Annotated in this window: 20 protein-coding genes; 19 read left to right on the forward strand and 1 reads right to left on the reverse strand. The window is 75.5% G+C overall.

The window, feature by feature from the left end:
- Nucleotides 1-26: 26 nt before the first annotated feature.
- The 3 genes from ABZ234_RS22165 to ABZ234_RS22175 all read left to right on the forward strand — a co-directional run bounded on the left by ABZ234_RS22165 (nucleotide 27) and on the right by ABZ234_RS22175 (nucleotide 2,783).
- The gene (locus ABZ234_RS22165; protein WP_355013293.1) at nucleotides 27-1,352 is read left to right on the forward strand and encodes an MFS transporter; all 1,326 of its coding nucleotides are present in this window, start codon (nucleotides 27-29) and stop codon (nucleotides 1,350-1,352) included.
- A gap of 29 nt (nucleotides 1,353-1,381) precedes the next feature.
- Nucleotides 1,382-2,176: an SDR family NAD(P)-dependent oxidoreductase gene (locus ABZ234_RS22170; protein ID WP_355013294.1), complete on the forward strand. Its 795-nt coding sequence runs from the start codon at nucleotides 1,382-1,384 to the stop codon at nucleotides 2,174-2,176.
- 196 nt (nucleotides 2,177-2,372) lie between these two features.
- Nucleotides 2,373-2,783: a spore-associated protein A gene (locus ABZ234_RS22175; protein ID WP_267948703.1), complete on the forward strand. Its 411-nt coding sequence runs from the start codon at nucleotides 2,373-2,375 to the stop codon at nucleotides 2,781-2,783.
- A 74-nt stretch (nucleotides 2,784-2,857) separates the two neighbouring features.
- Here ABZ234_RS22175 and ABZ234_RS22180 read toward each other — a convergent pair whose 3' ends face one another.
- Nucleotides 2,858-4,069 (reverse strand): FAD-dependent monooxygenase, encoded by a 1,212-nt coding sequence (locus ABZ234_RS22180; RefSeq protein ID WP_344183158.1) that lies wholly within the window; start codon nucleotides 4,067-4,069, stop codon nucleotides 2,858-2,860.
- A gap of 513 nt (nucleotides 4,070-4,582) precedes the next feature.
- Here ABZ234_RS22180 and ABZ234_RS22185 point away from each other — a divergent pair.
- The 16 genes from ABZ234_RS22185 to ABZ234_RS22260 all read left to right on the forward strand — a co-directional run bounded on the left by ABZ234_RS22185 (nucleotide 4,583) and on the right by ABZ234_RS22260 (nucleotide 21,914).
- Nucleotides 4,583-4,891, forward strand: coding sequence for a hypothetical protein (locus ABZ234_RS22185; RefSeq protein WP_267948705.1), 309 nt, complete (start codon nucleotides 4,583-4,585; stop codon nucleotides 4,889-4,891).
- Between the two features lie 232 nt (nucleotides 4,892-5,123).
- On the forward strand, nucleotides 5,124-6,140 hold the full coding sequence (locus ABZ234_RS22190) for an oxidoreductase (protein WP_267948706.1): 1,017 nt from the start codon (nucleotides 5,124-5,126) through the stop codon (nucleotides 6,138-6,140).
- Nucleotides 6,124-6,999 carry a sugar phosphate isomerase/epimerase family protein gene (locus ABZ234_RS22195; protein WP_352983475.1) on the forward strand — a complete coding sequence of 292 codons (876 nt, stop codon included), beginning with the start codon at nucleotides 6,124-6,126 and terminating at the stop codon, nucleotides 6,997-6,999. The genes ABZ234_RS22190 and ABZ234_RS22195 overlap by 17 nt, the downstream gene beginning before the upstream one ends.
- Nucleotides 6,996-8,285: a M20/M25/M40 family metallo-hydrolase gene (locus ABZ234_RS22200; RefSeq protein WP_355013295.1), complete on the forward strand. Its 1,290-nt coding sequence runs from the start codon at nucleotides 6,996-6,998 to the stop codon at nucleotides 8,283-8,285. The genes ABZ234_RS22195 and ABZ234_RS22200 overlap by 4 nt, the downstream gene beginning before the upstream one ends.
- A 44-nt stretch (nucleotides 8,286-8,329) precedes the next feature.
- Nucleotides 8,330-9,418 carry an Ldh family oxidoreductase gene (locus ABZ234_RS22205; protein ID WP_355013296.1) on the forward strand — a complete coding sequence of 363 codons (1,089 nt, stop codon included), beginning with the start codon at nucleotides 8,330-8,332 and terminating at the stop codon, nucleotides 9,416-9,418.
- Nucleotides 9,415-10,338 (forward strand): Gfo/Idh/MocA family oxidoreductase, encoded by a 924-nt coding sequence (locus ABZ234_RS22210; RefSeq protein WP_355013297.1) that lies wholly within the window; start codon nucleotides 9,415-9,417, stop codon nucleotides 10,336-10,338. Before ABZ234_RS22205 ends, ABZ234_RS22210 begins: the two co-directional genes overlap by 4 nt.
- Entirely contained in the window at nucleotides 10,335-10,805 is a 471-nt protein-coding gene (locus ABZ234_RS22215) for a hypothetical protein (protein ID WP_355013298.1), read from the forward strand. The genes ABZ234_RS22210 and ABZ234_RS22215 overlap by 4 nt, the downstream gene beginning before the upstream one ends.
- Nucleotides 10,806-10,964: 159 nt before the next feature.
- On the forward strand, nucleotides 10,965-11,495 hold the full coding sequence (locus tag ABZ234_RS22220; RefSeq protein ID WP_355013299.1) for an EF-hand domain-containing protein: 531 nt from the start codon (nucleotides 10,965-10,967) through the stop codon (nucleotides 11,493-11,495).
- An 88-nt stretch (nucleotides 11,496-11,583) separates the two neighbouring features.
- A complete protein-coding gene (locus ABZ234_RS22225) occupies nucleotides 11,584-12,789 on the forward strand; it encodes a DegT/DnrJ/EryC1/StrS family aminotransferase (RefSeq protein WP_355013300.1) in 1,206 nt (401 codons plus the stop codon).
- Nucleotides 12,786-13,931 (forward strand): DegT/DnrJ/EryC1/StrS family aminotransferase, encoded by a 1,146-nt coding sequence (locus tag ABZ234_RS22230; protein ID WP_355013301.1) that lies wholly within the window; start codon nucleotides 12,786-12,788, stop codon nucleotides 13,929-13,931. The genes ABZ234_RS22225 and ABZ234_RS22230 overlap by 4 nt, the downstream gene beginning before the upstream one ends.
- Complete coding sequence (locus ABZ234_RS22235; protein ID WP_355013302.1) at nucleotides 13,928-14,911, forward strand: UbiA family prenyltransferase; 984 nt, start codon at nucleotides 13,928-13,930, stop codon at nucleotides 14,909-14,911. Before ABZ234_RS22230 ends, ABZ234_RS22235 begins: the two co-directional genes overlap by 4 nt.
- On the forward strand, nucleotides 14,908-16,257 hold the full coding sequence (locus ABZ234_RS22240) for an NAD(P)/FAD-dependent oxidoreductase (RefSeq protein ID WP_355013303.1): 1,350 nt from the start codon (nucleotides 14,908-14,910) through the stop codon (nucleotides 16,255-16,257). Before ABZ234_RS22235 ends, ABZ234_RS22240 begins: the two co-directional genes overlap by 4 nt.
- Nucleotides 16,254-17,861 (forward strand): class I adenylate-forming enzyme family protein, encoded by a 1,608-nt coding sequence (locus tag ABZ234_RS22245; RefSeq protein WP_355013304.1) that lies wholly within the window; start codon nucleotides 16,254-16,256, stop codon nucleotides 17,859-17,861. The genes ABZ234_RS22240 and ABZ234_RS22245 overlap by 4 nt, the downstream gene beginning before the upstream one ends.
- On the forward strand, nucleotides 17,858-19,501 hold the full coding sequence (locus ABZ234_RS22250; RefSeq protein ID WP_355013305.1) for a CoA transferase: 1,644 nt from the start codon (nucleotides 17,858-17,860) through the stop codon (nucleotides 19,499-19,501). Before ABZ234_RS22245 ends, ABZ234_RS22250 begins: the two co-directional genes overlap by 4 nt.
- Complete coding sequence (locus ABZ234_RS22255; protein WP_355013306.1) at nucleotides 19,498-21,114, forward strand: fatty acid--CoA ligase family protein; 1,617 nt, start codon at nucleotides 19,498-19,500, stop codon at nucleotides 21,112-21,114. The genes ABZ234_RS22250 and ABZ234_RS22255 overlap by 4 nt, the downstream gene beginning before the upstream one ends.
- Nucleotides 21,111-21,914, forward strand: coding sequence for a methyltransferase domain-containing protein (locus ABZ234_RS22260; RefSeq protein WP_355013307.1), 804 nt, complete (start codon nucleotides 21,111-21,113; stop codon nucleotides 21,912-21,914). The genes ABZ234_RS22255 and ABZ234_RS22260 overlap by 4 nt, the downstream gene beginning before the upstream one ends.
- The last annotated feature ends 95 nt before the right edge of the window (nucleotides 21,915-22,009 follow it).

A 22,009-nucleotide genomic window follows, 5' to 3' on the forward strand; every position in this document is an offset into this window, starting at 1 on the left:
GGTCCGACCCTGCCCGAGGAGGCAGCATGCCACTGGACCACAGGTCCGCGGACGGACCGGGCACGACGCACGCCGACGGGGGCTTCCAGTCCCGGGTGAAGGTCATCCGGGCGGCCGTCATCGGCACCGTCGTCGAGTACTACGACTTCGGCATCTACGGGTACATGGCCACCTTCGTGGCGATGCTCTTCTTCGTCTCGGAGGATCCGACGGCGGCGCTCCTGGGCACGTTCGCCGCCTTCGCCGTCGCGTTCTTCATGCGCGTTCCCGGCGGCATCCTCTTCGGACACATCGGGGACAGGTACGGGCGCAAGAGGGCCCTGTCGTGGACCATCCTCCTGATGGTGGCGGCCACCGCCGTCATCGGACTGCTGCCCACCTACGTCACGCTGGGCGTGTGGGCGACCGCCCTGCTGGTCCTGTGCCGCTGCGTGCAGGGGTTCGCGGCGGGCGGCGAGCTGGGCGGCGCCAACGCGTTCGTCGCGGAGTCGGCCCCCACCCGCTGGCGGGCCACCCAGACCTCGCTGGTCAACTCCGGGACCTACCTCGGATCGCTGTTCGCCGCGCTGGTGGCGCTCGCGGCCACCTCGCTGTTCACCGAGCAGCAGATGCTGGACTGGGCGTGGCGGATCCCGTTCCTGCTCAGCCTCCCCATCGGCGTGATCGGCCTGTACATCCGCAGCCACCTCGACGACACCCCGCAGTTCAAGGAGCTGGCCGACCAGGGCGAGACGAAGAAGGTACCGGTCAAGACCCTGCTGGTGACCAACTGGCGGTCGGTGCTGAAGATCATCGGCCTGGGCGCGGTCATCACCGGCGGGTACTACATCGTCTCGGTGTACGCGGCCACCTACCTCCAGACCACGGCCGGCCACTCGTCGCAGCTGGCCTTCGCCTCCACCGCGGTGGCGATGGTGGTCGGCGCGGCCACGCTCCCGCTCTCCGGCTACCTGGCCGACACGATCGGCCGGAAGAAGGTCATCCTCATCGGGAGCGTCGGCGCGACGCTCCTCGGGTTCCCGATGTTCATGATGATGGCCGCCGGCCCCGCCTGGGCCGCGGTCGTCGGGCAGTCGGTCCTGTTCGTCTGCGTCTCGGTCGTCAACGGGGCCTCGTTCGTCACCTACGCGGAGATGCTCAGCGCCTCCACCCGCTACAGCGGGATCGCGCTCGGCAACAACGTGACCAACACGGTCCTCGGCGGCACCGCGCCGTTCGTGGCGACCTGGCTGATCGGCGCGACCGGCCAACCGCTGGCGCCCGCGGCCTACTTCGTCCTGACCGCCCTGATCACCCTGGTGACGGTCTTCTTCGTCGCCGAGACACGCGGCACCGAGCTGCGCGTCGACTGAGTACGGAGCACACCGAGGAAGGAGCTGACATGAAGCACGGACTGGCCGGACGGACCGTCCTGGTGACCGGGGCGGCCGGGGGCATGGGCAGGGCGGAGGCCCTGGCGCTGGGCGCCGAGGGGGCGCGCGTCTGGGTGGCCGACCTCGCGGAGGAGGGAGGGGAGGAGGTCGCGGCCCGGATCCGCGCGGAGGGGGGCTCGGCGCGGTCCGCGCGCCTGGACGTCCGCGACCCCGCGGGCTGGCGGGAGCTGCGCGACCGGATCGGCCGGGAGGACGGGCGGCTCGACGGCCTCGTCAACAACGCCGGGGTCAGCCACCGCTTCGGGATCGAGGACACCGCCGACGAGGACTGGCGGCGGGTGGTCGACATCAACCTGTCCGGCGTGTTCTACGGGATGAAGTACACGGCTCCGCTGCTGCGGGGATCCGGTTCGGCCTCGGTGGTCAACGTGTCCTCCGTCGCGGGCATGACCGGCTACTTCGCGGCCGGCTACGGCGCGAGCAAGTGGGCCGTGCGCGGGCTGAGCAAGGTCGGCGCCCTGGAGTTCGCCGGGGCGGGGGTGCGGGTGAACTCCCTGCACCCCGGCCTGGTGGACACGCCGCTGCTCCGCTCCGGGTCGGACGACTTCGTCGACGAGAGCCTGCGCTCGGTGCCCGCCGGGCGGGTCGCCGGCGCGGACGAGATCGCCGAGGTCGTGCTCTTCCTGCTGTCCGACGCGTCCCGCTACGTCACGGGCGCGGAGATGGTCGTGGACGGCGGCCTCACCTCCGGGGGCCTCTACCACCGGATCACCGGCGCCCTGAGGGAGGGCGGGGAGCGCTGACCGCACACCGCTCCGGCCCCGCCCGCCCCGGCCGTCCGCCCCGGCCGTCCGCGCGGGGCCGCCGGTCCTCCGGCACGGCCCGGCCGCGCCCGCCGGACGGAGGACCGGACGCAAGCGGATGAGAAGGGGAACGGAAGCCGTCCCGGAGACGATGTCCCCCGCGCCGGACCCGGCGCGACAGATGCGGGGAAGTGACATGGACAAGCTCCGGAAAACCATCGCCACGAGCGTGCTCTGCGCGGCCGTCGCCGCGGGTTCGCTCCTCTCGGCGGCCCCGGCCGCGGCCGCCGCCTACAACGGCGCCTGCGGCAGCGGGTACGCCGTGGTCAACAGGATCGAGTTCCCCGACAACCGGGGGACCGCGTTCCTGACCTACAACAGTTCCAACGGCTACAACTGCGTGGTGACCGTGCGCACGAACCCCGGCGCCGCCACCCACATGGAGGCCATGGTCCGCAGGACGGGGGAGAGCGCCTGGGTGCGCGACTCCGGCGACTACACCACCTACGCCGGGCCGGTCTACCGCAGCGGAGCGGGGTACTGCATGAACTGGGGCGGCACGATCGGCAACGCCACGATCACCCTGCCCGCCACCAACTGCGGCTGACCCGCGCCCGGCCCGGACCGGCGGGGCGCACCGCGCCGGTCCGGGCCGGGCCGGGCGGGCCCCCCGGGGCCCGGTCAGGGGGAGAGGATGCGCGCGTAGCGGTCGGCGGGGAAGCCGTCGCCCACGTACTCGTAGCCGGACCGTGCGCCGTACTGGGCCATGAGGCGGCTGCCCAGCAGCAGGGCGGCATCGGCCCGCTCGCGCAGCCACACCTCCCCCCTGCTGCCCTCCGGCGCGTAGTCCCTGGTGAGGGCGGACCCCAGGCTCTGCGCCTCCCGCACCGTCCCGCGCATGGACGCCTCGTACGAGAAGTAGGCGCGCTCGTGGTCGCCCTCGGCGAAGACCAGCTCCCCGGCCAGCGCCGTCGCGCCCATCAGGGCCAGGGCCGTCCCCTGGCCCGCCATCGGGTCCGCCGCGTGGGCCGCGTCGCCCACCAGGACGGTCCGGCCCCTGCTCCACACGTCCAGCCTGACCTGGGTCGACGGCGCGAGGCGCACGTCCGCCCCGCGCATGGCCCGCAGCAGGCCGGGGACCTCCCAGCCGTCCTCCCCGTAGACCTCCTCCAGGAAGCGGTACCTCGCCTCCATGTCCATCTCGGCCGGAGCGGCCGGGGTCCTGTTGCGCATCAGGAACTCCACCTCCAGCCGGTCGTTGCCGGGGAACGTCGTGACGACGCACCCCCGGTAGGGCCACACGCGGCACATCATCACGTCGCCGACGCCGAGGTGGTTGTCGATCTCGAAGGCGGCGAGGTTGGCGTCCAGGTGCTCGACCTGTCCGTCGGCGTCGGAGCCGAACACCAGCCGGCGGACGGGGGAGTCCGGGCCGTCGGCGCCCACCACCAGGTCGAAGCGGCGCCCGGGCGCGTGCGCGAAGCCGACGTCCACGCCGTCGGCGTCCTCGTCCAGGGAGGTGACGGAGTCGCCGAAGAGGTACTCGACGCCCTCGCCCGCGCGGTCGCGCAGGAGGCGGGACAGGTTCCCGCTCCTGATCGCGACCGCGCCCACGTGCCCCTGCGGCAGCACGATCGGCCGTTCGCGCCCGCTGATGTAGGAGTGCACGTCGGGGAGGGGCCCGCCCTCGGCCCGGACCCTCTCGCCCACGCCCATCCGGTCCAGCACGCCCATCCCCTGCGGGGACACCTCGACGAGGTGGCCGCCCGCGGCCGGCTCCGGCGCGCGTTCGACGACCGTCGGCGCGAACCCGTGCCGGGCCAGCCAGTGGGCGAGCACGGGACCGGCCGCCCCGCCGCCCGCGATGAGCACGTTCCTGTTCCTGATAGGCACTCGAATCCTCCGGGTCGGGGGCGAGGGCGGGGGACCCGTCCGCCTCGCCCGCTGCGTGTGGGAGCCGTCCACGGGCCGTGGAGCTCCACAGAGGAACCGTACCGTCCGGACGGTGCACACCGCCGGGAGCGGAGGGCGCCGCGGGGGCCGGGAGGCCCGCGCCCCTCCGGGCGGGGCACACGTGCCGGGCGGCCGCCGCCCCCGGTCCCGGCCGGTGCCGGGGAAGGCCGCCGGCCGGGACTTCCGCGAGCTCCGAGGGCCCCGGTCCCGCAGGGTCGGAGAAGGCGCCGGATCGGGTCCGTTTCGTCAGCATAAGATTGCATTTATTGATTTTATGTAGCCACGTCGTAATGCTTCTATCCACGGTCGGCCGGTGGGCCGAAAATGCCTTTCGGCATTCCGGTTGTGCCGGACGAGGCTTTCGGAGAAGATCGTTCCGGCGAACCTCCGCGTCCTCCCCGGGCGAGGAGGCCGCCTCCGTGAAACGCACATGAAATCAGAAAGGATGGTGGAATGAAGTTTTCGTCCACCGTGGCCGCGGCGCTCCTGGGCAGTGTCCTCCTGGGTGCCTCTCCCGCGCAGGCGGCGACCGGTGAGGTCGTGGTCTTCACGACCGAGTTCGAGGATCTCGTGCGCTACTCCGACCCCGCCTCGGGAAGCTGCGTGCGCCTCCCCGGGACGGCCCACGTCCTGGTCAACCTGACCGACGCGGACGTGCGCCTCCACGCCGGGACGCGGTGCCTGGGGCCCGGGGTGACCGTGGCCCCCGACCGGGGCTGGCACGCCCCGCCCAGCGGCCTGTTCAGCTTCTCCGTGGCCTGACCCGCGGAGACCGGACAAAGCGGCAAAATTAAGCATTTCCAATACGCCTGCTTTGTCTGCTTGTTTCCCCCGATTAAGGAGTAGTCGGGGGTGGGGTTTGGGACGCGGGTGGAGGTTTCGCGTTTTGACGCTTTTTCCGTGGTGCTCCACGCTGGGTCTCCGTTCGATGGTTCCGCCCGTCCGGAAGGGCGCGGAACGAGGATGACGGCGAACGGAAAGGCGCGCACCCTCCATGCTGCACACCCTCATCGTCGGCCTGGGCAGATCGGGAAGAGGGCTGCACCTGCCGTCGCTCGCCAAGGCGCGGGCGGCGGCCCCCTCCCTCTTCGCCCCGGGCCCGGTGATGGGCCACGACCCCCTGTGTCCCGGGGCGGACGGGCTCCTGGCGGTCGCCTCCCCCGAGGAGGCGGCGCGCCGCCGCCCGCCGCGGGACACCGTGGTCCACCTGTGCACCCCGCCCCACCTGCGCGCGGAGCCGCTGGAAACCCTGGCCCGCCTGGGCTACCGCAGCATCATCGTGGAGAAGCCGCTGGCCCTGGACCTCGTCGAACTGGCCGCGATCGCGCGGCTGCGCCGCCGCTGGGACCTCGACCTCGCCGTCTCCACCCCCTGGTCGGCCAGCGCGTTGAGCAGGCGGCTGTCGGCGGCCCGGCGCTCCGGCGCCTTCGGGGCGCTGCGCGCGATCACGGTGCTCCAGCACAAGCCCCGGTTCACCAGGTCCCTGGGGTCGCCGGGGCACCCCACCGCCTTCGACATCGAGGTCCCCCACGCCCTCGCCGTGGTCGTGGCGCTCGCGGGAGGCGCCGACGTCGCCGCGGCCGGACTGGAGGACATGGTCGTCGACGGGACGCGCCTGCCGGGCCTGGGCGGCGCCCGCCTGGACCTCGTGCACCACACCGGCGTGCTCACCCGGATCGAGTCCGACCTGACCTCCCCGCTGCGCGAGCGGCGCATCGTGCTGGAGTTCGACGAGGTCGTCCTGACCGGCCACTACCCGTGCAGCGAGGCCGACCACACCGCCCAGCTGTCGGTGGCGGTGCCGGGGCGGGCCCCCACCCGCTCGGCCTTCCACGACGACGCCTTCACCGCGTTCCTGCGCGCCTGCTACACCCGCTACTCCCGGCCCCGGCGCGCCAGGGGGGACCTGCCCGTCCACGTGGAGGCCGTCCGCCTGCTGTCCGAGGCGAAGAACCTCTGCTCCTCCCGCACCGACGACCCCCGGGAGGCCGACAGTGCCGTCCGCGTCTGAGACACCCCGCCTGGCGGGGATCGGCGACGAGGCCGCCCCCGGGCTGCCCGGCCAGATCGCCGCCGTGCGCGCGCTCGGCTGGAACCTGCTGGAGCTGCGCACCCTGGACGGCGTGCCGGTCGCCGAGACGGACGACGCCGCCTTCGCGCGGGCCGCGGAGCGCATCCGCGCGGCCGGGGTGGAGGTGGTCGCCGTCGCCGCCAAGATCGGCGACTGGTCCCGGCCCGCCACCGGGGACTTCGCCGTCGACCTGGCCGAGCTGGACGTGCTCGCCCGGCGCTGCGCGGTCCTGGGCACGCGCACGGTGCGGATCATGTCCTTCCCCTCCGGGGGCCTGGCCGAGCCCGGGTGGGGGCGCGTGGTCCGCACGCGGATGCGCGTGCTGGCCGACCGCGCCGAGGACGCCGGCCTGGTCCTGGCGCACGAGAACTGCGCCGGATGGGCGGGGGAGGACGCCGCCCGCGTCCTGGACCTGCTGGCCCACGTCGACAGCCCGGCGCTGCGGGTGCTGTTCGACACCGGCAACGGTGTCGCCCACGGCTACGACGCCGCCGCGATGCTGCGCCCGCTCGTGGAGTACGTGGCCCACGTCCACGTCAAGGACGCCGTCGACGCCCCCGGAGGGGACACCGCCTACGTGCTGCCCGGCCGGGGGCGGGCCGGGGTGGACGAGTGCCTGCGGATCCTGGCCGGCCACGGCTACCGGGGCGCACTGTCCATCGAACCCCACCTGCACCTGCGCCCCCACCTGCGGGGAACCGGCGACCCCGGCCGGGGGGACGCGGCCGGGTTCGTCGAGTACGGGCGGGCCCTGGAGGAGACGGTGCGCCGGGTCTGGCGCGCGGAGGCGGTCCGATGACGCTCACCGGTGACGAGCGCTCCCTGCTGATGCGGCTGCTGGCCGCCCCCACGGCCGGCCCCCTGGAGACCGGGGCCGCGGGCCCGGCGCCCCGGCTGTGGGAGGCCCAGCGCGACTACGCCCGCGCCGCCGGGCGGCTCGGGTTCCGGGTGGTCCGCCACGCCCCCGCCGACCCCGCCGACCTGGAGGCGCCCGGCGTGCCCGAGACGGTGCGCGAGGCCGCCGCCGACCCCGGCTTCCTCGCCTGCCAGCCCAGCCTGGTCCTGAGGCTCGGCCCCGACGCCGTGCCGCGCGAGCGCACGGTCATGTTCAACGTGCACATGGACACCGTCGCGGGCGGCCCCGCCGCCTCCTTCGACGGCGAGGTCTTCCGCGGCCGCGGCGCCGTCGACGCCAAGGGGCCCGCGGTGGCGCTCCTGGCCGGGGTGCGCGCCGCCCTGGAGCGCTCGCCGGCCCTGGGCCGCGACACCGCCGTCCTCGTCCAGGCGGTCGCGGGGGAGGAGGGCGGGGCCATGGGCGTCCTGGGCACCCGCCCCCTGGTCGGACTGGGTCACACCGGCCGCGTCAACGTGTTCTGCGAACCCACGTCCGGACGGTTCCTCACCCGCTCCACGGCCTCGATGACCGCCCGTGTCTCGGTGCGCGGCGACGACGCCGTGGACGACCGGCCCCACAGCGGGCACAACGCCTCGGTGCTGCTGGGGTTCCTCGCCCAGCGCATGGGCCGCGCCCTGGACGCCCACGCCCGGAACGGCGCGGTGTGCGTGGCCGGGCTGCACACGGGCACACTGCACAACCGCGTGTACGGCTCCGGCGACCTGCTCCTCAACCTGTCCTACGCCGACGCCCGCGCCGGCAGGACCCTGGAGGAGGCGGTGCGGGGCGCCTTCGACACCGCGCTGGCGGAGTTCGGCTCCGCCTTCGCCGACACCGCCCTCTTCGCCCGGACCGCGGCCGACGCGCGCCGCCTCACCCGCCTGGACTGGCCCAAGCGCGGCCTGCCTGTCCTGGACGACCGCGACCGGTGGGGGCACGACCTGCTGCGCCGGGCCGGGGTGCCCGCCTGGCCGGCCGGCGAACCCGCCTTCACCTGCGACGCCATCTGGATGGCGGACGTCCCGGACACCTGCACCGTCGTGCTGGGACCGGGCGACCTGGACGCCGACGGCGCGCACGGCGACGACGAGCGCGTCCGCCTCCGCGACCTCGACGGGTACGCCGACACGGTGGCCCGTCTCCTGACCGCCTTCACCGACGACACCGACGACACCGACGGAGGATCGTGACCACCCTCTCCCCAGAGTCACCGCCGGCACAGGAACGGGCGACCGTGACGGTCGACCACGACGCGCTGCTCGCCTTCCTCACGGAGGTCTTCGCCGGCCGGGGCCTGCCCCGCGGCCGGGCCGCGGAGGCGGCGCGCGCCCTGTGCCACGGGGACCTCACCGGAATGGACTCCCACGGGGTCGCCAACCTGGCCGGGCTCTACCTCCCCCTGCTCGACGAGGGGAGGGCGGACCCCGGCGCGGAGCCCCGCGTGCTGGCCGACCTCGGCGCCGCCGTGCTGCTCGACGCCCGGCGCGCCCTCGGCCTGTGGGCCGCGTCGGAGGCGATGGACCTCGCCGCGCGGCGGGCCGGGGAGCACGGGGTGGGCCTGGTGTCGGTACGCGGGGCCACGCACCTGGGCTGCGCCGGCTACCACGCACTGCGCGCCGTCGAACGCGGCATGATCGGCGTGGTCGCGAGCAACTGCGGCCGCCAGCGCATCGCGCGGCCGCCGGGCGGGGCCGTGGCCCTGTTGGGGACCAACCCCCTCAGCGCCGCGGCCCCGGCCGGTGCGCATCCGCCGTTCCTGCTGGACATGAGCACCACGGCGGCGCCCACCGGCCGGGTCCGGCAGGCCGCCCGCGAGGGTCGGCGGCTGCCGGAGGGGGTGCTGTGCGACGACCACGGCGCCCCCGTCACCGACCCGGCGGCGTTCGACGCCGGGCGTGCGCACCTGATGTGGCTGGGCGGCGAGGCGGGGCGGTTCAAGGGCTTCGGCCTCGGCCTGCTGGTGGAGGTGCTGTCCGCGGTGGTCTCCGGCGCCGGGCGGGGCCCGGACCCCGACGCCCTGTCCGGGGACGGCGGGCCCTCCGGCCGGGACGACGACATCGGCTTCCTGATGCTGGCGATCGCCCCCGACGCGCTGCGCGAGGGGGCGCCGGCCGACGCCGAGGAGCTGTTCGGCGTGGTGACGGCGTGCCCTCCGGCCGCCCCCGGCGACCCGGTGCGCTACCCCGGCTGGCACGAGCACCGCACGGCGCGGGAGCGCCGCGCCACGGGGGTGCCGCTGGCCGCCGGCCTGTACGCCGAACTGGCGGACGTGGCCGCGCGGGCGGGGATCCCGGCGCCGGCGCTCGCGGGGGAGGGACGATGAGGGGGCCCCTGCGCGTGGGGGTGGTCGGCCTGGGGGTCATCTCCCGGTTCCACCTGGCGGCGCTGTCGGCCTCCACCGACTGGGAGCTCGCGGCCGTGTGCGACCTGAACCCGTCGAGGGTCGCGGACCCGCCGCCGGGGGCGGCGGGCTACACCGACCACACGCGGATGCTGGCGGAGGCGGACCTGGCCGCGGTCGTGGTCACGGCCCCCAACGACGCGCACGCCCGGATCTGCGCCGACGCCCTCGCGGCCGGTGTCGCGGTGTGCGCGGAGAAGCCCCTCGCCCTGGACCTCGCGGAGGGGGAGGCCCTGGCCGCCCTGTCCCGGGACCGGGGGGTGCCGCTGACCACGGCCTTCCACCGCCGGTACAACTCCGGGTTCGCCGCGCTGCGTCACCGGATCGGGGAGCGCGCGGTGGCGGAGGTGACCGTGCGCTACCTGGAGCGGATCGAGGAGCACGCCGGGGAGGACACCTGGTACCTGGATCCGGGCCGCTGCGGCGGCGGGTGCGTGGCCGACAACGGACCCAACGCCTTCGACCTGGTGGAGACCCTGCTGGGCCGGGCCGAGGTGACCGGGGCCCGGGTGGAGTACGACGACGCGGGGGTGGACCGGAGGGCGGACGTCGCCCTGCGCGCGGGGGGAGCCCGCGCCCGGGTGCTGCTGGACTGGTCCCATCCGGGGGAGCGCAAGGACGTGGTGGTGAGAACGGCGGACGGGCAGGTGTGGGCGGCCGACCTGCTGGCCGGCCGCCCCGCCTTCAAGGAGTCCCTCTGGCACGAGTACGAGGGCATCGCCGCCGACTTCGCGCGCCGGGTGCGCGAAGGGCGGACCGACGACGGCGCGGGGGTGTCGGCGCTGCGCCTGGTCGGCGAGGCCTACCGCGCGGCGGAGCTCGGGGAGAGGGCCGCCCGGTGAATCCGCACGAGGACGGCGCCAAGCGCGACGTGGCCGCCACCCTGCTCAAGGTCCTGGTCCACCGCAGGACCGAGCGCGGCATGCGGCTGGAACCGTTCGCGAGCCGGTGCGTGCGCGCGGGGGAGGTCCACGAGCTGGTCGCCACCGACCACACCGACACCGCGGAGGGCGCCCGGATCGACCGCGTGGGGTTCCTGGGGTTCGCCGAGATCACCGCCGCCGGCGTCGTGGACCGGGGCGACGAGGTGTGGATCGGCCCGCGCCGGGTGGGCGTGGTGCTGGGGTTCGACGCCTGCCACACGCCGAACCACTACAACGTGCTCATCCACGCGGACCCGGCCCCCACGGGGCGCGATCTGGCGCTGCGACCGGAGGAGCCGGTGGTGTTCCGGCAGGGGAGCCCCGGGACCGTGGCCGAGGTCTTCCGGACACCGTCCGCGGAAAATGTCGAAGAATGTCCGAAATAAATTTCACGAAGCATCGATGATTTTCCCGGATTGGCTTTTCCGGGGCCCACGGATCGGTAATATTCGAGTCGGGGGAAGGTGATTCTCGAATCGCATTCGAGTCCCCTTCTCCTTGTTATTCATTTTGTTGTTCCCAACTATTCTCTTGAAGGAGAACGGATGACGACCGCCGTCAAGGCCAACGACCGCCTCGAAGAGCGCTTCCGCCTGTGGGACCACAACGGCAACGGCGTGATCGAGCGCGCGGACTTCGAGCAGGAGGTCGAGGGCATCCTCAGCCGCTTCGGCGTCGAGGCCTCGGCCCCCGCCGCGGAGGGCCTCCGCGGCGCCTACCTCGGCCTGTTCGACCGCCTGGCGCGGTCCGCGGGCACCGAGCGGATGAGCAAGGAGGACTTCGTCCGGGCCGCCGAGAGCGAGATCGTCAGCAAGGGCGACGCCGGCTTCTCGGAGGTCCTCCAGCCGACCATCCAGGCGATCATGACCATCGCCGACACCGACGGCGACGGCCGGATCAACCCGACCGAGCTGGAGCGGTGGTTCGACGCCATCGGTCTGAGCACCGCCCAGGCCGCCGACGCCTTCGGTGAGATCGACACCGACAACGACGGCGTCCTCACCGTCACCGAGCTGGTCGCCGCGGTGCGCGACTACCACCTCGGCAAGAACGACATCCCCCTCCTGGGCGTCTGACCCCCCTCGGGTCCCGTCCCCCTTCCGGCCCGGCCGCGCCACGGCGCGGCCGGGCTCCGGTCCCTCCCCCACACGCAGAACGGAAGAAATGAAGTCGGCACTCTCCTCCCCCGCCGCGGGCGAACGCGGCGGGGGTCGTTCGCGCATTCCCTTCTTCGACCAGTCGGACACCTTCCGAAGACTGTGGCCGGAGATCGAGGAGAACTGTGTCCGCGTCATGGACGACGGTAAGTTCTCGCACGGCTCCATGGTGGCTGAATTCGAGCGGGAAATGGAGCGCTACACCGGTGCCCGGCACGTCGTCGGCGTCAACTCGGGGACCGACGCGCTCGTCATTCTCCTGCGCGCCGCAGGACTGCGCCCCGGCGACGAGGTGATCGTCCCCGCCTACACGTTCGTCGCCACCGCCACCGCCGTCGTGCACGCCGGCGGCGTCCCCGTCTTCGCCGACATCGAGGCGCACGGGTACGGGCTCTCCCCCGGCGCGGTCGCGGACGCCGTCACCCCGCGCACCCGCATGGTCATGCCGGTCCACCTCTTCGACCGGCTCGCCGACATGGAGGGCATCGGCCGGGTCGCCCGCGCCCACGGGCTGACCGTGGTGGAGGACAGCGCGGAGGCCGTCGGCATGCGCCTCCACGGCAAGCACGCGGGACTGCTCGGCGCCGGCGGCGTCCTCTCCTTCTTCCCCGCCAAGACCCTGGGGGCCGTCGGCGACGCCGGGGCCCTGCTCACCGACGACGACGCCGTCGCCGAAACCGCGCGGATGCTGCGCCACCACGGCCGGTCCGGGCGCACCCTGGCCGAGTTCCCCGGCATCTCCAACCCGACGGTCGTCGTCGGCGGCAACAGCAAGATGGACGACATCCAGGCCGCCGTCCTGCTGGCCAAGCTCACCCGCCTGGACGCCGACATCCGGCGCCGCGCCGAACTGTCGCGCCGCTACGACGGGCGGTTGCGCGGCCTGCCCGGGGTACGGACCGTCCCCGGCGACGCCGCGGCCCGGCCCGGTGAGGAGCGCGCGGTGTACGTCCACCTCGTCGAGGTGGACGACCGCGACGGCCTCGTCGCCCACCTGGACGCCGCCGGTGTCGGCACCGAGGTCTACTACCCCCGCCCGCTGCACCTGCAGCCGTGCTTCGCCCACCTGGGCCACCGGCCGGGCGACCTGCCCCGCGCCGAGGAGGTGTGCCGGTCGGCCGTGGCGCTGCCGCTGTACGCCGACCTGTCCGAGGAGCGGGTCGACCGGGTCTGCGACGAGATCGAGCGCTTCCTCGCCGGGAGGACCCGATGACCGCGGCCACCGGGCGGACCGTCCCGTTCTTCGCCCCCGACCTCTTCGACACCGAGCGCGAGGCGCTCCTCGCGGCCCTGTACGAGGTCGGCACGGACCCCGAGCAGAAGTTCATCCTCGGACGCCGCACCGCGCGGTTCGAGGAGGCCCTGCGCGACTCCCTGGGCGCCGGCGACGTCGTGGCCTGCTCCAGCGGGACCTCGGCGCTGACCCTCGTCCTGGCCGCCATGGACATCGGGCCCGGCGACGAGGTGGTCGTCCCGGCCTTCGGCTGCGCCCCCCTGGCGAGCACCGTCCTGTCGTGCGGCGCGACCCCGGTCTTCGCCGACGTCGACCCCGTGACGCTGACCATGGACCCCGACCACGCCGAGCAGCTCCTCACCGCCAGGACCCGGGCCCTCATGCCCGCCCACATGTTCTCCGTCATGGCCGACATGCCCCGCCTGCGCGATCTGGCCTCCCGTGCGGGGGTGCGGCTCGTCGAGGACGCGGCGCTGGCCCAGGGCGGCACGCTCCGGGGCCGCCCCGCCGGCCTGTGGGGCGACGCCGGGGTGTACTCCTTCGTCCAGGTCAAGGTCTTCGGCATGCCCGGCGAGGGCGGCGTGGTCCTGTCCGCCGACGCCGGACTCGCCGACCGGGTGCGGATGCTGCGCAACCACGGCCAGGACGGCCGCCACCGGTTCCTGCACCACCGCATCGGCCACAACAGCCGGTTCGACGAGGTGATGGCCGCCTTCCAGCTGCACCGCCTGGCGGGGCTGGAGGAGCGCGTGACCCGCCGGAACGCCATCTGCTCGTACTACTCCGAGCACCTGGCCGACCTGCGCGAGGACGGGGTCGCGGCGCCCCCCGCGGGCGGGGACGGCCGCTTCCCCTACGTCTACACGCTCCTGTGCGAGGACCGCGACGGGCTGCGGGACCACCTGGCCGCCGAAGGGATCGACACCCACGTCTACTACCCCCGCGCCCTGCCCGAGCAGCCCGCCTTCGCCCCCCACGCCCGCCCCGGCGGGCAGTGGCCCCGGGCCCGGGACGCGGCGCGCCGCAACATCTCCCTGCCCCTGTACCCGCACCTGACCGACGAACGCGTCGAGCACGTGGTCACCGCCGTGCGCGCGTTCGCCCACGGGAGGAAACGATGACCGACCGCACGACCGCGCCCGCCGCGCCGCCCGCCGCGCCGCCCACTCCGCCCCGGCCCACCCCGGGCGCCTACGCCAGGCTCGCCAAACTCGACATCGTCGACTACTACATCGGCCTGCCGCTGGTGTTCGCCATGACGCTGCCCCTGCTGGGGGCGCGCGCCGAGACCCTCGGGTTCCTCCTGCTCGTCCTGGTGGCCGAGGTGGCGGTGGTGGCCGCCATGGTCTCCTTCGACGACGTCACCGGCTACCGTGACGGCTCGGACGCCGCCAACTACGGCTCCGACGCCGCGCGGCGCCGACTCGCCCGCAAACCCCTGGTCCACGGGACCCTCACCGAGCCCCAGGCGCTCCGCTTCGGGCGGGCGGCGACCGCCGCGAGCGTCGTCCTGTGGGCCCTGGTGGTCGCGCTGGCCCCGCACCGGCCCCTGTGGGCCGTCGTCGGGGCGGCCCTGTGCCTGGTCGCGTCGGTCCAGTACTCCTGGGGGCTGAAGCTCAGCTACCGGGGCTTCCAGGAGATCTTCCTCTGCGGCCTGGGGGTGGGCTGGGTCCTGGTCCCCTACGGCCTGCTCGTCGGGCACGTCGACGGCTTCGTGATCGTCCAGGCGCTGGTGTTCGGCGGCGGCCCGATGATCTTCGGCCTGTACTCCAACACCAACGACGCCGCGGGCGACCGGGCCGCGGGCCGCGTCACCGTCGCCGCGAGGGTGTCCCTGCGCGCCAACACGGCCTTCATCGTCGCGCTCACCGCGACGGAGACCCTGCTGGTCACCGGGTCCCACCTGCTCGGGATCGCCCCCTGGTGGTTCACCGTCGCCCTGCTGCCCGTCATCGCCCTGCGGGTCGCACAGCTCTACACCGGTTTCGTCCTCGGCGACATCCTGAGGGCGCGCCGCACGGCCATCCACACGCACCGGGCCGCGGTCGTGCTCCTCATCGGGGCCAACCTGCTCGCCCCGTTCCTGCCGGACGCCCTGTGAGCGCGCCGCTCGACGCGGCGGTGGTGGGCGCGGGGCCCGCAGGGCTCGCCACCGCGCACCTGCTGGCCGCCGCCGGACACACGGTGCGGGTCCTGGAGGCCGCCGACGCCGTGGGGGGCAGGACGCGCACACTGCGCTCCGACGGCTACCTCGTCGACACCGGCGCCGAGATGATCCCCTCGGCCGACGCCTACCCGGCGACCTGGCGGCTCGTGCGCGCCACCGGCCTGGACTCCGACCCGGAGGCGGTCCCCCTGGTGCGCGACGCCCTCGCGGTCTGGTGGAACGGGCGCGCCCGCCCCCACGCCGGACGCCCCCTGGGGCTGCTCACCGGCATGGGACTGTCCGGAAGGGCCCGTCTCGACCTCGCGCGCCTGTTGCGGCGCCTGGACCGCGCCGGGCTGGACCCCGACCGCCCCGAGAGGGCGGTGCTGGGGGAGGAGACCGTCGCCGACCTCCTGCGGAGGTACCACCCGCAGGTGCGCGACCGCCTCCTGGGCCCGCTCGCCGCGGGGTTCTTCGGCTGGCCGCCGGAACGGGCCGCCGCCGCGCCCTTCGCCGCCCACCTGGCCGCCTCCGGCAGCACCGCCACCTGGCGCACCTACCGGGACGGGATGGACACGCTGCCCCGGGCTCTGGCGGCCCGGCTGGACGTGCGCACCGGCCACCCGGTGACCGGTGTCGCGCACGCCCCCGGCGGGGTGCGCCTGGACTCCCCGAGGGGAGCGGTGACCGCGCGCGCCGTCGTCCTGGCCGTGCCCGCCCCCGTCGCCCTGCGCCTCCACCCCGGGGCGCCCCCGGCCGAGCGGGAGTACCTGGAGGCCTGCGGATACGCGCCCATGCTCCGGGTGTCCCTGCTGCTGGACGCCCCGGCGGCCCCGCGCGGGGCGCGCCGCGGTTTCGCCGTCCTGGTGCCCGACGACCCGGTGCTCGCCGTGGTCACCGCGGACCACGCCAAGCACCCCGGCCGGGCGCCCAGGGGACGCGGCCTGGTGTCCCTGGTCGCCTCCCCGCGGGCGGCGCGCGACCTCATCGACGCACCCGACGACGAGGTGGGCGCGCGCCTCACCGCACGCGCCGAGCGCCTCATGCCCGGGGTGGGGAAGCGCGTGAGGAGGACGATCGTGCACCGCTTCCGGCACGGCCTGCCCCTGCCCGAACCACGGGCGCTGGCCGCCCGCCCCGCCTTCGCCGACCGGCCCCTGGCCCCCGTCGACTACGCCGGCGACTGGACCGCCCTGCGCCCGTGCAGCGAGGGGGCGGTCGCCTCGGCCTTCACGGCCGCCGAACGCACGTCGGCCCTGCTCACCACCTCCCGCGAACCGATCACGACCGAGGCGCCATGACACTCCTGAGCAAACCCCTCCACCTGGGCACCCTCTTCGACGACCTGGCGGCGCGCGGCTCCACCACCGCCGTGCGGCTGAGCAGGCCCCTGGACATCGCCCCCGAGGCGGGCTCCGAACTCGACGTGCCGGCCGCCGCCGACCTGGTGCGCAGGGTCTCCGGCTGGTTCGCCGAGGCGGGGGTGCGGCCGGGCGACCGCGTCGCCATCGCCAAGCGCAACCACTGGGACTACGTGCTCCTGGCCTGCGCCGCCGCACGCCTGGGCGCCGTCCCCGCGTCGCTGTCGGCCCACCTGTCCCCCGAGACCCTGGGAATCCTCCTCCGCAGGCTGGAACCGGCGCTCCTGGTCACCGACACCGCCCTGCTGGAGGCCGCCCGCGGGGCGGGGCACGACCCCTCCGCCCACGCCGCGCGCACCCTGGTGGTGGGGGGCCGCGCCGAGCGGGCCCTGTGCACGGACGACGTGCGGGGGAGCTCCGCGCCGCCGCCGCGCCGTCCGCACCTGGACGCACCGCTCGCCGTCATGCACACCTCCGGCACCACCGGCGTCCCGAAACTGGCCGTGCACTCCACACGCACCATCCTGCGCAGGCTGGCGGGCTTCGAGTCGCACCGGTGGCCGGTGCTGGGCAGCCGGCGCGACGACACGGTCGCCTCCTCCTTCTCCTACGCCCACGGCCGTGCCCTGGCCTGGACGGCCGGGGTGCTGTGGATGTTCCCGGAGGCGGTCTCGCTGATCACCTCGCCCGACTGGGACGAGGCCGGTCCCGCGCTGCGCCGCCACCGGCCCACCACCCTGGAGGCCCAGCCCTCCACCCTGGTGCGCTGGCAGCGGCACGTCGACGGGAAGGGGGACGAGTTCGGGCGCGTGCGGTTGTTCGTCAGCACCTTCGACGCCGTGCACCCGTCCACCGTCCGCACCTTTCTCAACGCCAGCCGCCGACGGGCGCCGGTGTGGATGCAGGGGTGGGGCCAGAGCGAGACGGGTCCGCTGACCTTCCGCTTCCTCACCCGCCGGTCGCTGGCCCGCAGGCAGTGGGTCGACCCCACCACCCGCAACCTGGGGCGGCCCGTCCCCGGTCGGACCCGGCTGCGCGCCGTCGACACGAGGACCCTGCGCCCCCTCCCGGCGGGCGAGCCCGGCCTGCTGTTCTGCCGCACCGACGCGCTGTGCCTCGGCTACGTCGGGGAGGAGGGGCGCTGGCGCTCCAAGCTCGTCGGCCAGTGGTGGAGCACCGGGGACATCGGCTCCGTCGACCGCACCGGCGCGGTCCGCCTGGTGGACCGGGAGGTGGACTCCCTGTCCGACGGCGGCTGCCTGGAGATCGAGGACGTCGTCGACGAACGGCTCCCCCAGGCGCTGGACTGCGTCGTGCTGGGGGTCGCCGACGGCCCGCCCGTGCCGGTCGTGGCCACGGAGGACGGCACCCTCGCCCCGGGGGTCTGGAAGGAGGCCGTCGTCGACCTGCCGACGATGGCCGAACCGGTGGTCCTCACCTGGGGCGACCTGCCGCGCACCGGTACCGGCAAGGTCCGCCGGGGCGCGCTGCGGGAGAGCCTCGGCCTGGGCCCCGACGCACCCGGGAAGGGGAGGTGGACGTGACCGCGACGGCGATCGCCGCCCCTCCGCTGGCGGGGACCGCGGTCCTGGCCTCGGGCGACGCGGTACCGGTGCGCGTCGCGGCGGCACGCCTGCGGGCACTGGGGTGCGAGGTCGTGCGGGGACCCGCCGCGGCGAGCGCCCCCGCGGGCCGGATCGACCTGCTCACCGGTCCGGGAGGCGTCCGGGCCGGGTGCGACCTGGTGTGGTCGGCGTCCCCGGAGCCGTTGGCCGACGAGCGCGACGTCCAGGCCGCGTGCGGCCTGGCGCACCTGCACGGCCTCGCCGGGGGAGGACCGCTCTTCCTGCCCGTCGACCACGCGTCGGTGTGCGCCGGGGTGCTCGCGGCGCAGGCGGTGGCGGCGGCGGTGCTCTGCGCGCTGCGCGGGGGGCCGGCGCTGCGGGCGTCGGTCTCCGTGGCCGGCGCGGCGCTCCTCGCGGTCGCCCCGTACGTCGCCGACGCCACCGCCGCGCGGGGGGCGCCGCCCGCCCCGGGGGAGGGCGAACCGCCGCCCTTCCGCTCCGCCGACGGTGTCCGGTTCGAGATCGAGACCCTCGACCCCGAGGCGTGGCTCCGGTTCTGGGAGGCCCTGGGCGCGCCCGCGCGGGCGGTCGCCACCGGATGGGCGCCCTTCCAGCGCAGGTTCGCCACCGCCGTGTGCCCGCTGCCCGCCGCGCTGTCCGCGACCCTCGCGGCGCTGCCGCTCGCCGTCGTCCGCGACACCGGCCGGGAGTGCGGGGTGGGCGTGGTCCCGCTGCGCCCCCTGTCCGAGGTCGCCGGGGAGGGCCCCGCCTCGCCGTGGCGGCTCCGCGGCGCCGGCGGGGAGCCCGGTCCGGGCCTGCCGCCGTGGCAGGCCTCCGGGACGGGGCCGCTGGCAGGGCTGCGGGTGGTCGAGGCCACCAACCGGGTCCAGGGGCCCCTGGCGGGTCTGCTGCTGACCCTCCTCGGCGCCGACACCGTGCGCGTCGAGCCGCCGGGCGGCGACCCCATGCGCGGTGTCCCGCCCCTGGCCGGAGGCCTCTCCGCCCGCTTCGCCGCCCTCAACCGGGGCAAGGACGCGGTCCGACTGGACCTCAAGACCCCCGGTGGCCGCCGCGCGGCCGCCGACCTGGCGGCCTCCGGCCACGTCCTGCTCTACAACTGGCCGCCGGGCCGGGCCGAGCGGTTCGGGCTGGGGGCGGACGACCTCTCCGCCCGCGCCCCGGGACTGGTCCACGTCCACGCCGACGGGTGGGCCGGCGAGGACCCCGGACCGGGGATCCCGGCCACCGACTTCCTGGTCCAGGCCGACGGCGGGATCGCGGACCTGGTGTCCGTCGGCGGAGCGCCCGCCGCCCCCTCCCTGGTCACCCTCACGGATGTGCTCGGCGGCATCATCGCGGCCGAGGCGGCCCTGGCCGGCCTGCTGCTGCGCGCCCGCACCGGGACCGGTGCGGTGGCGAGGACGGGGCTGGTCGACGCCGCGCGCCTGCTCCGGTGGGCCGGGCGCGGCACCGCCCACCTGCCCCGCCCCGGCACGCCGCCGGCGGCCGGCCCGGCCGAGGCGGCCGACGCCTTCCCGGAGGCCTTCACGACGGTCGGCGGGGCCTCCCTCCCGCGCGCCCCGTGGACGTTCGCCCCCCTGGACGGGGAGGACCTGTGACGGCCTGGACCTCCGGGGCGGGGCTGGTCCTGGCGGACCTCGTCCCCGCGGAGGAGCGCGCCCGGTGGGTCGCGGAGGGCCTGTGCCCCGGCCGGGACCTGTACTCCCTGTTCCTCGACCGGGTGCGGGAGGACCCCGCGCGCGAGGCGGTCGTGGACGGCCGCGGAAGCCTGGACCGCGCCGGGCTGGCGGCCAGGGCCCGGCGGGCCGCCGCGGCCCTGGCCGCAAGGGGGTGCGGCGAGCGCGACGTCGTCGCGGTCCTGCTGCCCGACGGCAGGGACGCGATCGCGGTCGAACTCGCCGTCGCCGCGCTCGGGGCGGTCGCCCTGCCGGTCCCGTACGGGCGCTCCCGCACCGACGTGCTCTCCCTGCTGGCGCGCTCCCGCGCCGCGCTCCTGGTCACCGCCCCCGCCCGCGCGGACGACGCGCCGGACACACCGGTCTGGTGCGCGGACGCCGGGACGCTGGACCCCGGCGGCCCCCTCGCGGGGGCGAGGGCGCCCGAGCCGGCGCGCCCCGACGCCGAATCACCCGCGCGCATCCTCGTCTCCTCGGGATCCGAGGGCGAGCCGACCATGGTCGCCTACTCGCACAACGCCATGGCCGGGGGGAGGGGCAACTACGCGCGGGCCGTGCTGGGCGCCGGGCCCGTCCGCGCCCTCATCCCGGTGCCGCTGGCCTCCTCCTTCGGCTCGCTGGGCATCGTGTCCCTGGTCCGGCTCGGGGCCACCCTCGTCGTTCCGGGGCGGTTCGACCCCGTGGCCGTGCTGCGCTCGGTCGAACGGGACCGCCCCACCCACCTGATCGGCGTGCCCACCATGCTCAGGCGCACCGCGCTGGTCGGGGAGGCGGCCGACACCGGATCGCTGCGGGCGCTCGTGGCCAGCGGCGCGCCCCTGCACCGGGAGGTGCGCGACCTGTGCGAACGCCGCTTCGGCCGACCGGTCGTGAACGTCTACGGCTCCACCGACGGGGTCAACTGCCACACCGCGCACGACCCCGGGGCGTGGGAGCCGGGCATGGCCGGGCGCCCCGACCCGGCCGTCGCCGCAATCCGGGTGTGCGACCCCCGGGGGCGGCCGCTGCCGCCGGGGGAGGTCGGCGAGATCCGGGCACGGGGACCGATGACGCCCCTGTGCCACGTCGCGGACCCCGCACTCGACGCCGAGCGGCGCGACCCCGGCGGATGGGTCCGCACCGGTGACGCGGGCCGACTGGACGGCGACGGGACGCTGTGGGTCGTGGACCGCCTGCGCCGCACGGTGATCCGGGGCGGCGTCACCCTCTTCCCCGCCGAGGTGGAGCGCGCCCTGGCCGCCCACCCCGCCCTGGGCGAGGCGCAGTGCGTCCCGGTACCCGACCCCGACCTGGGCGAGCGCATGTGCGCCTGCGTCTGCCCCCTGCCGGGGGTGGACCCGCCCACGGGCGGCGAACTGCTCGCCCACCTGCGCGACGGGCACGGCGTGGACGTCCGCGCCCTGCCCGAGCACGTGCTGTTCCTCCCCGCGCTGCCGCTCGGCCCGACCGGGAAGGTGTGCACGTCCACCCTGGCCCGGATCGCGGCCGACGCGGTCCGCGACCGACCGACCGTACTCCCAGGAGGCCCACGATGACGGACACAGCCACCGCCGGACCCGGCTACGTCTTCGACAACCACAACGAGAACGCCGGTGACCAGCACCGGTTCCTGGCCGCCGCCTACGACCCGCTGACCACCGGAAGACTGGCGGAGACCGGGGTCGGACCCGGGTGGCGCTGCCTGGAGGTGGGCGCGGGCGGAGGCGGCGTCGCCCGCTGGCTGGCGGGGCGCGTCGCGCCCGGCGGCGGGGTGGTCGCCACCGACGTCAAACCCGACCACATCACCCCGGCCGAAGGGCTGGAGGTGTGGAAGCACGACATCACCCGGGACCCCCTGCCGGAGGCGGCCTTCGACCTCGTCCACTCGCGGCTGGTGCTCCTGCACCTGCCCGAGCGGATCGAGGTCCTGAACCGCCTCGTGCGCGCGCTCAAGCCGGGCGGGGTGCTGCAGCTGGACGAGTTCGACATCACCTACGGGCCGTCGCTGCTCATGCCCGACGCCGGGGCCCGCGAGCTGTACGAGGAGTTCCTGGAGGCGAAGATCCGGCTGATGACCCGGGCCGGGGCCGACCCTGCCTGGGGGAGGAACGCCGCCGAGGCGATGCGCGGCGCCGGGCTGGTCGGCGTCGACCCCCGGCCGCACGTGGAACTGTGGGACGCCGGCTCCCCGGGGGTCCGCCTGATCCGCCACCACACCCTGCACCTGCGCGACGCGTTCGTGCGCGAGGGGATGACGGACGAGCGGCTGGCACGGGTGCGGGACCTGCTGGACGACCCGTCGTTCCGGGCCTGCTCCTGCGTGGTCTACTCCGTGCGGGGCCGCCGCCCCGCCTGACCCGGGCCGCGGCGGCGGACGGCGCCGGCCGCCGCCGCGGGCCGCCCCTCCGCGCCCCGGGGCACCGGGCGCGGAGGGGCGGACACTGCTGTCCG

It is taken from the genome of Nocardiopsis sp. NPDC006198 (assembly GCF_040613895.1).
GTDB lineage: Bacteria > Actinomycetota > Actinomycetes > Streptosporangiales > Streptosporangiaceae > Nocardiopsis > Nocardiopsis tropica.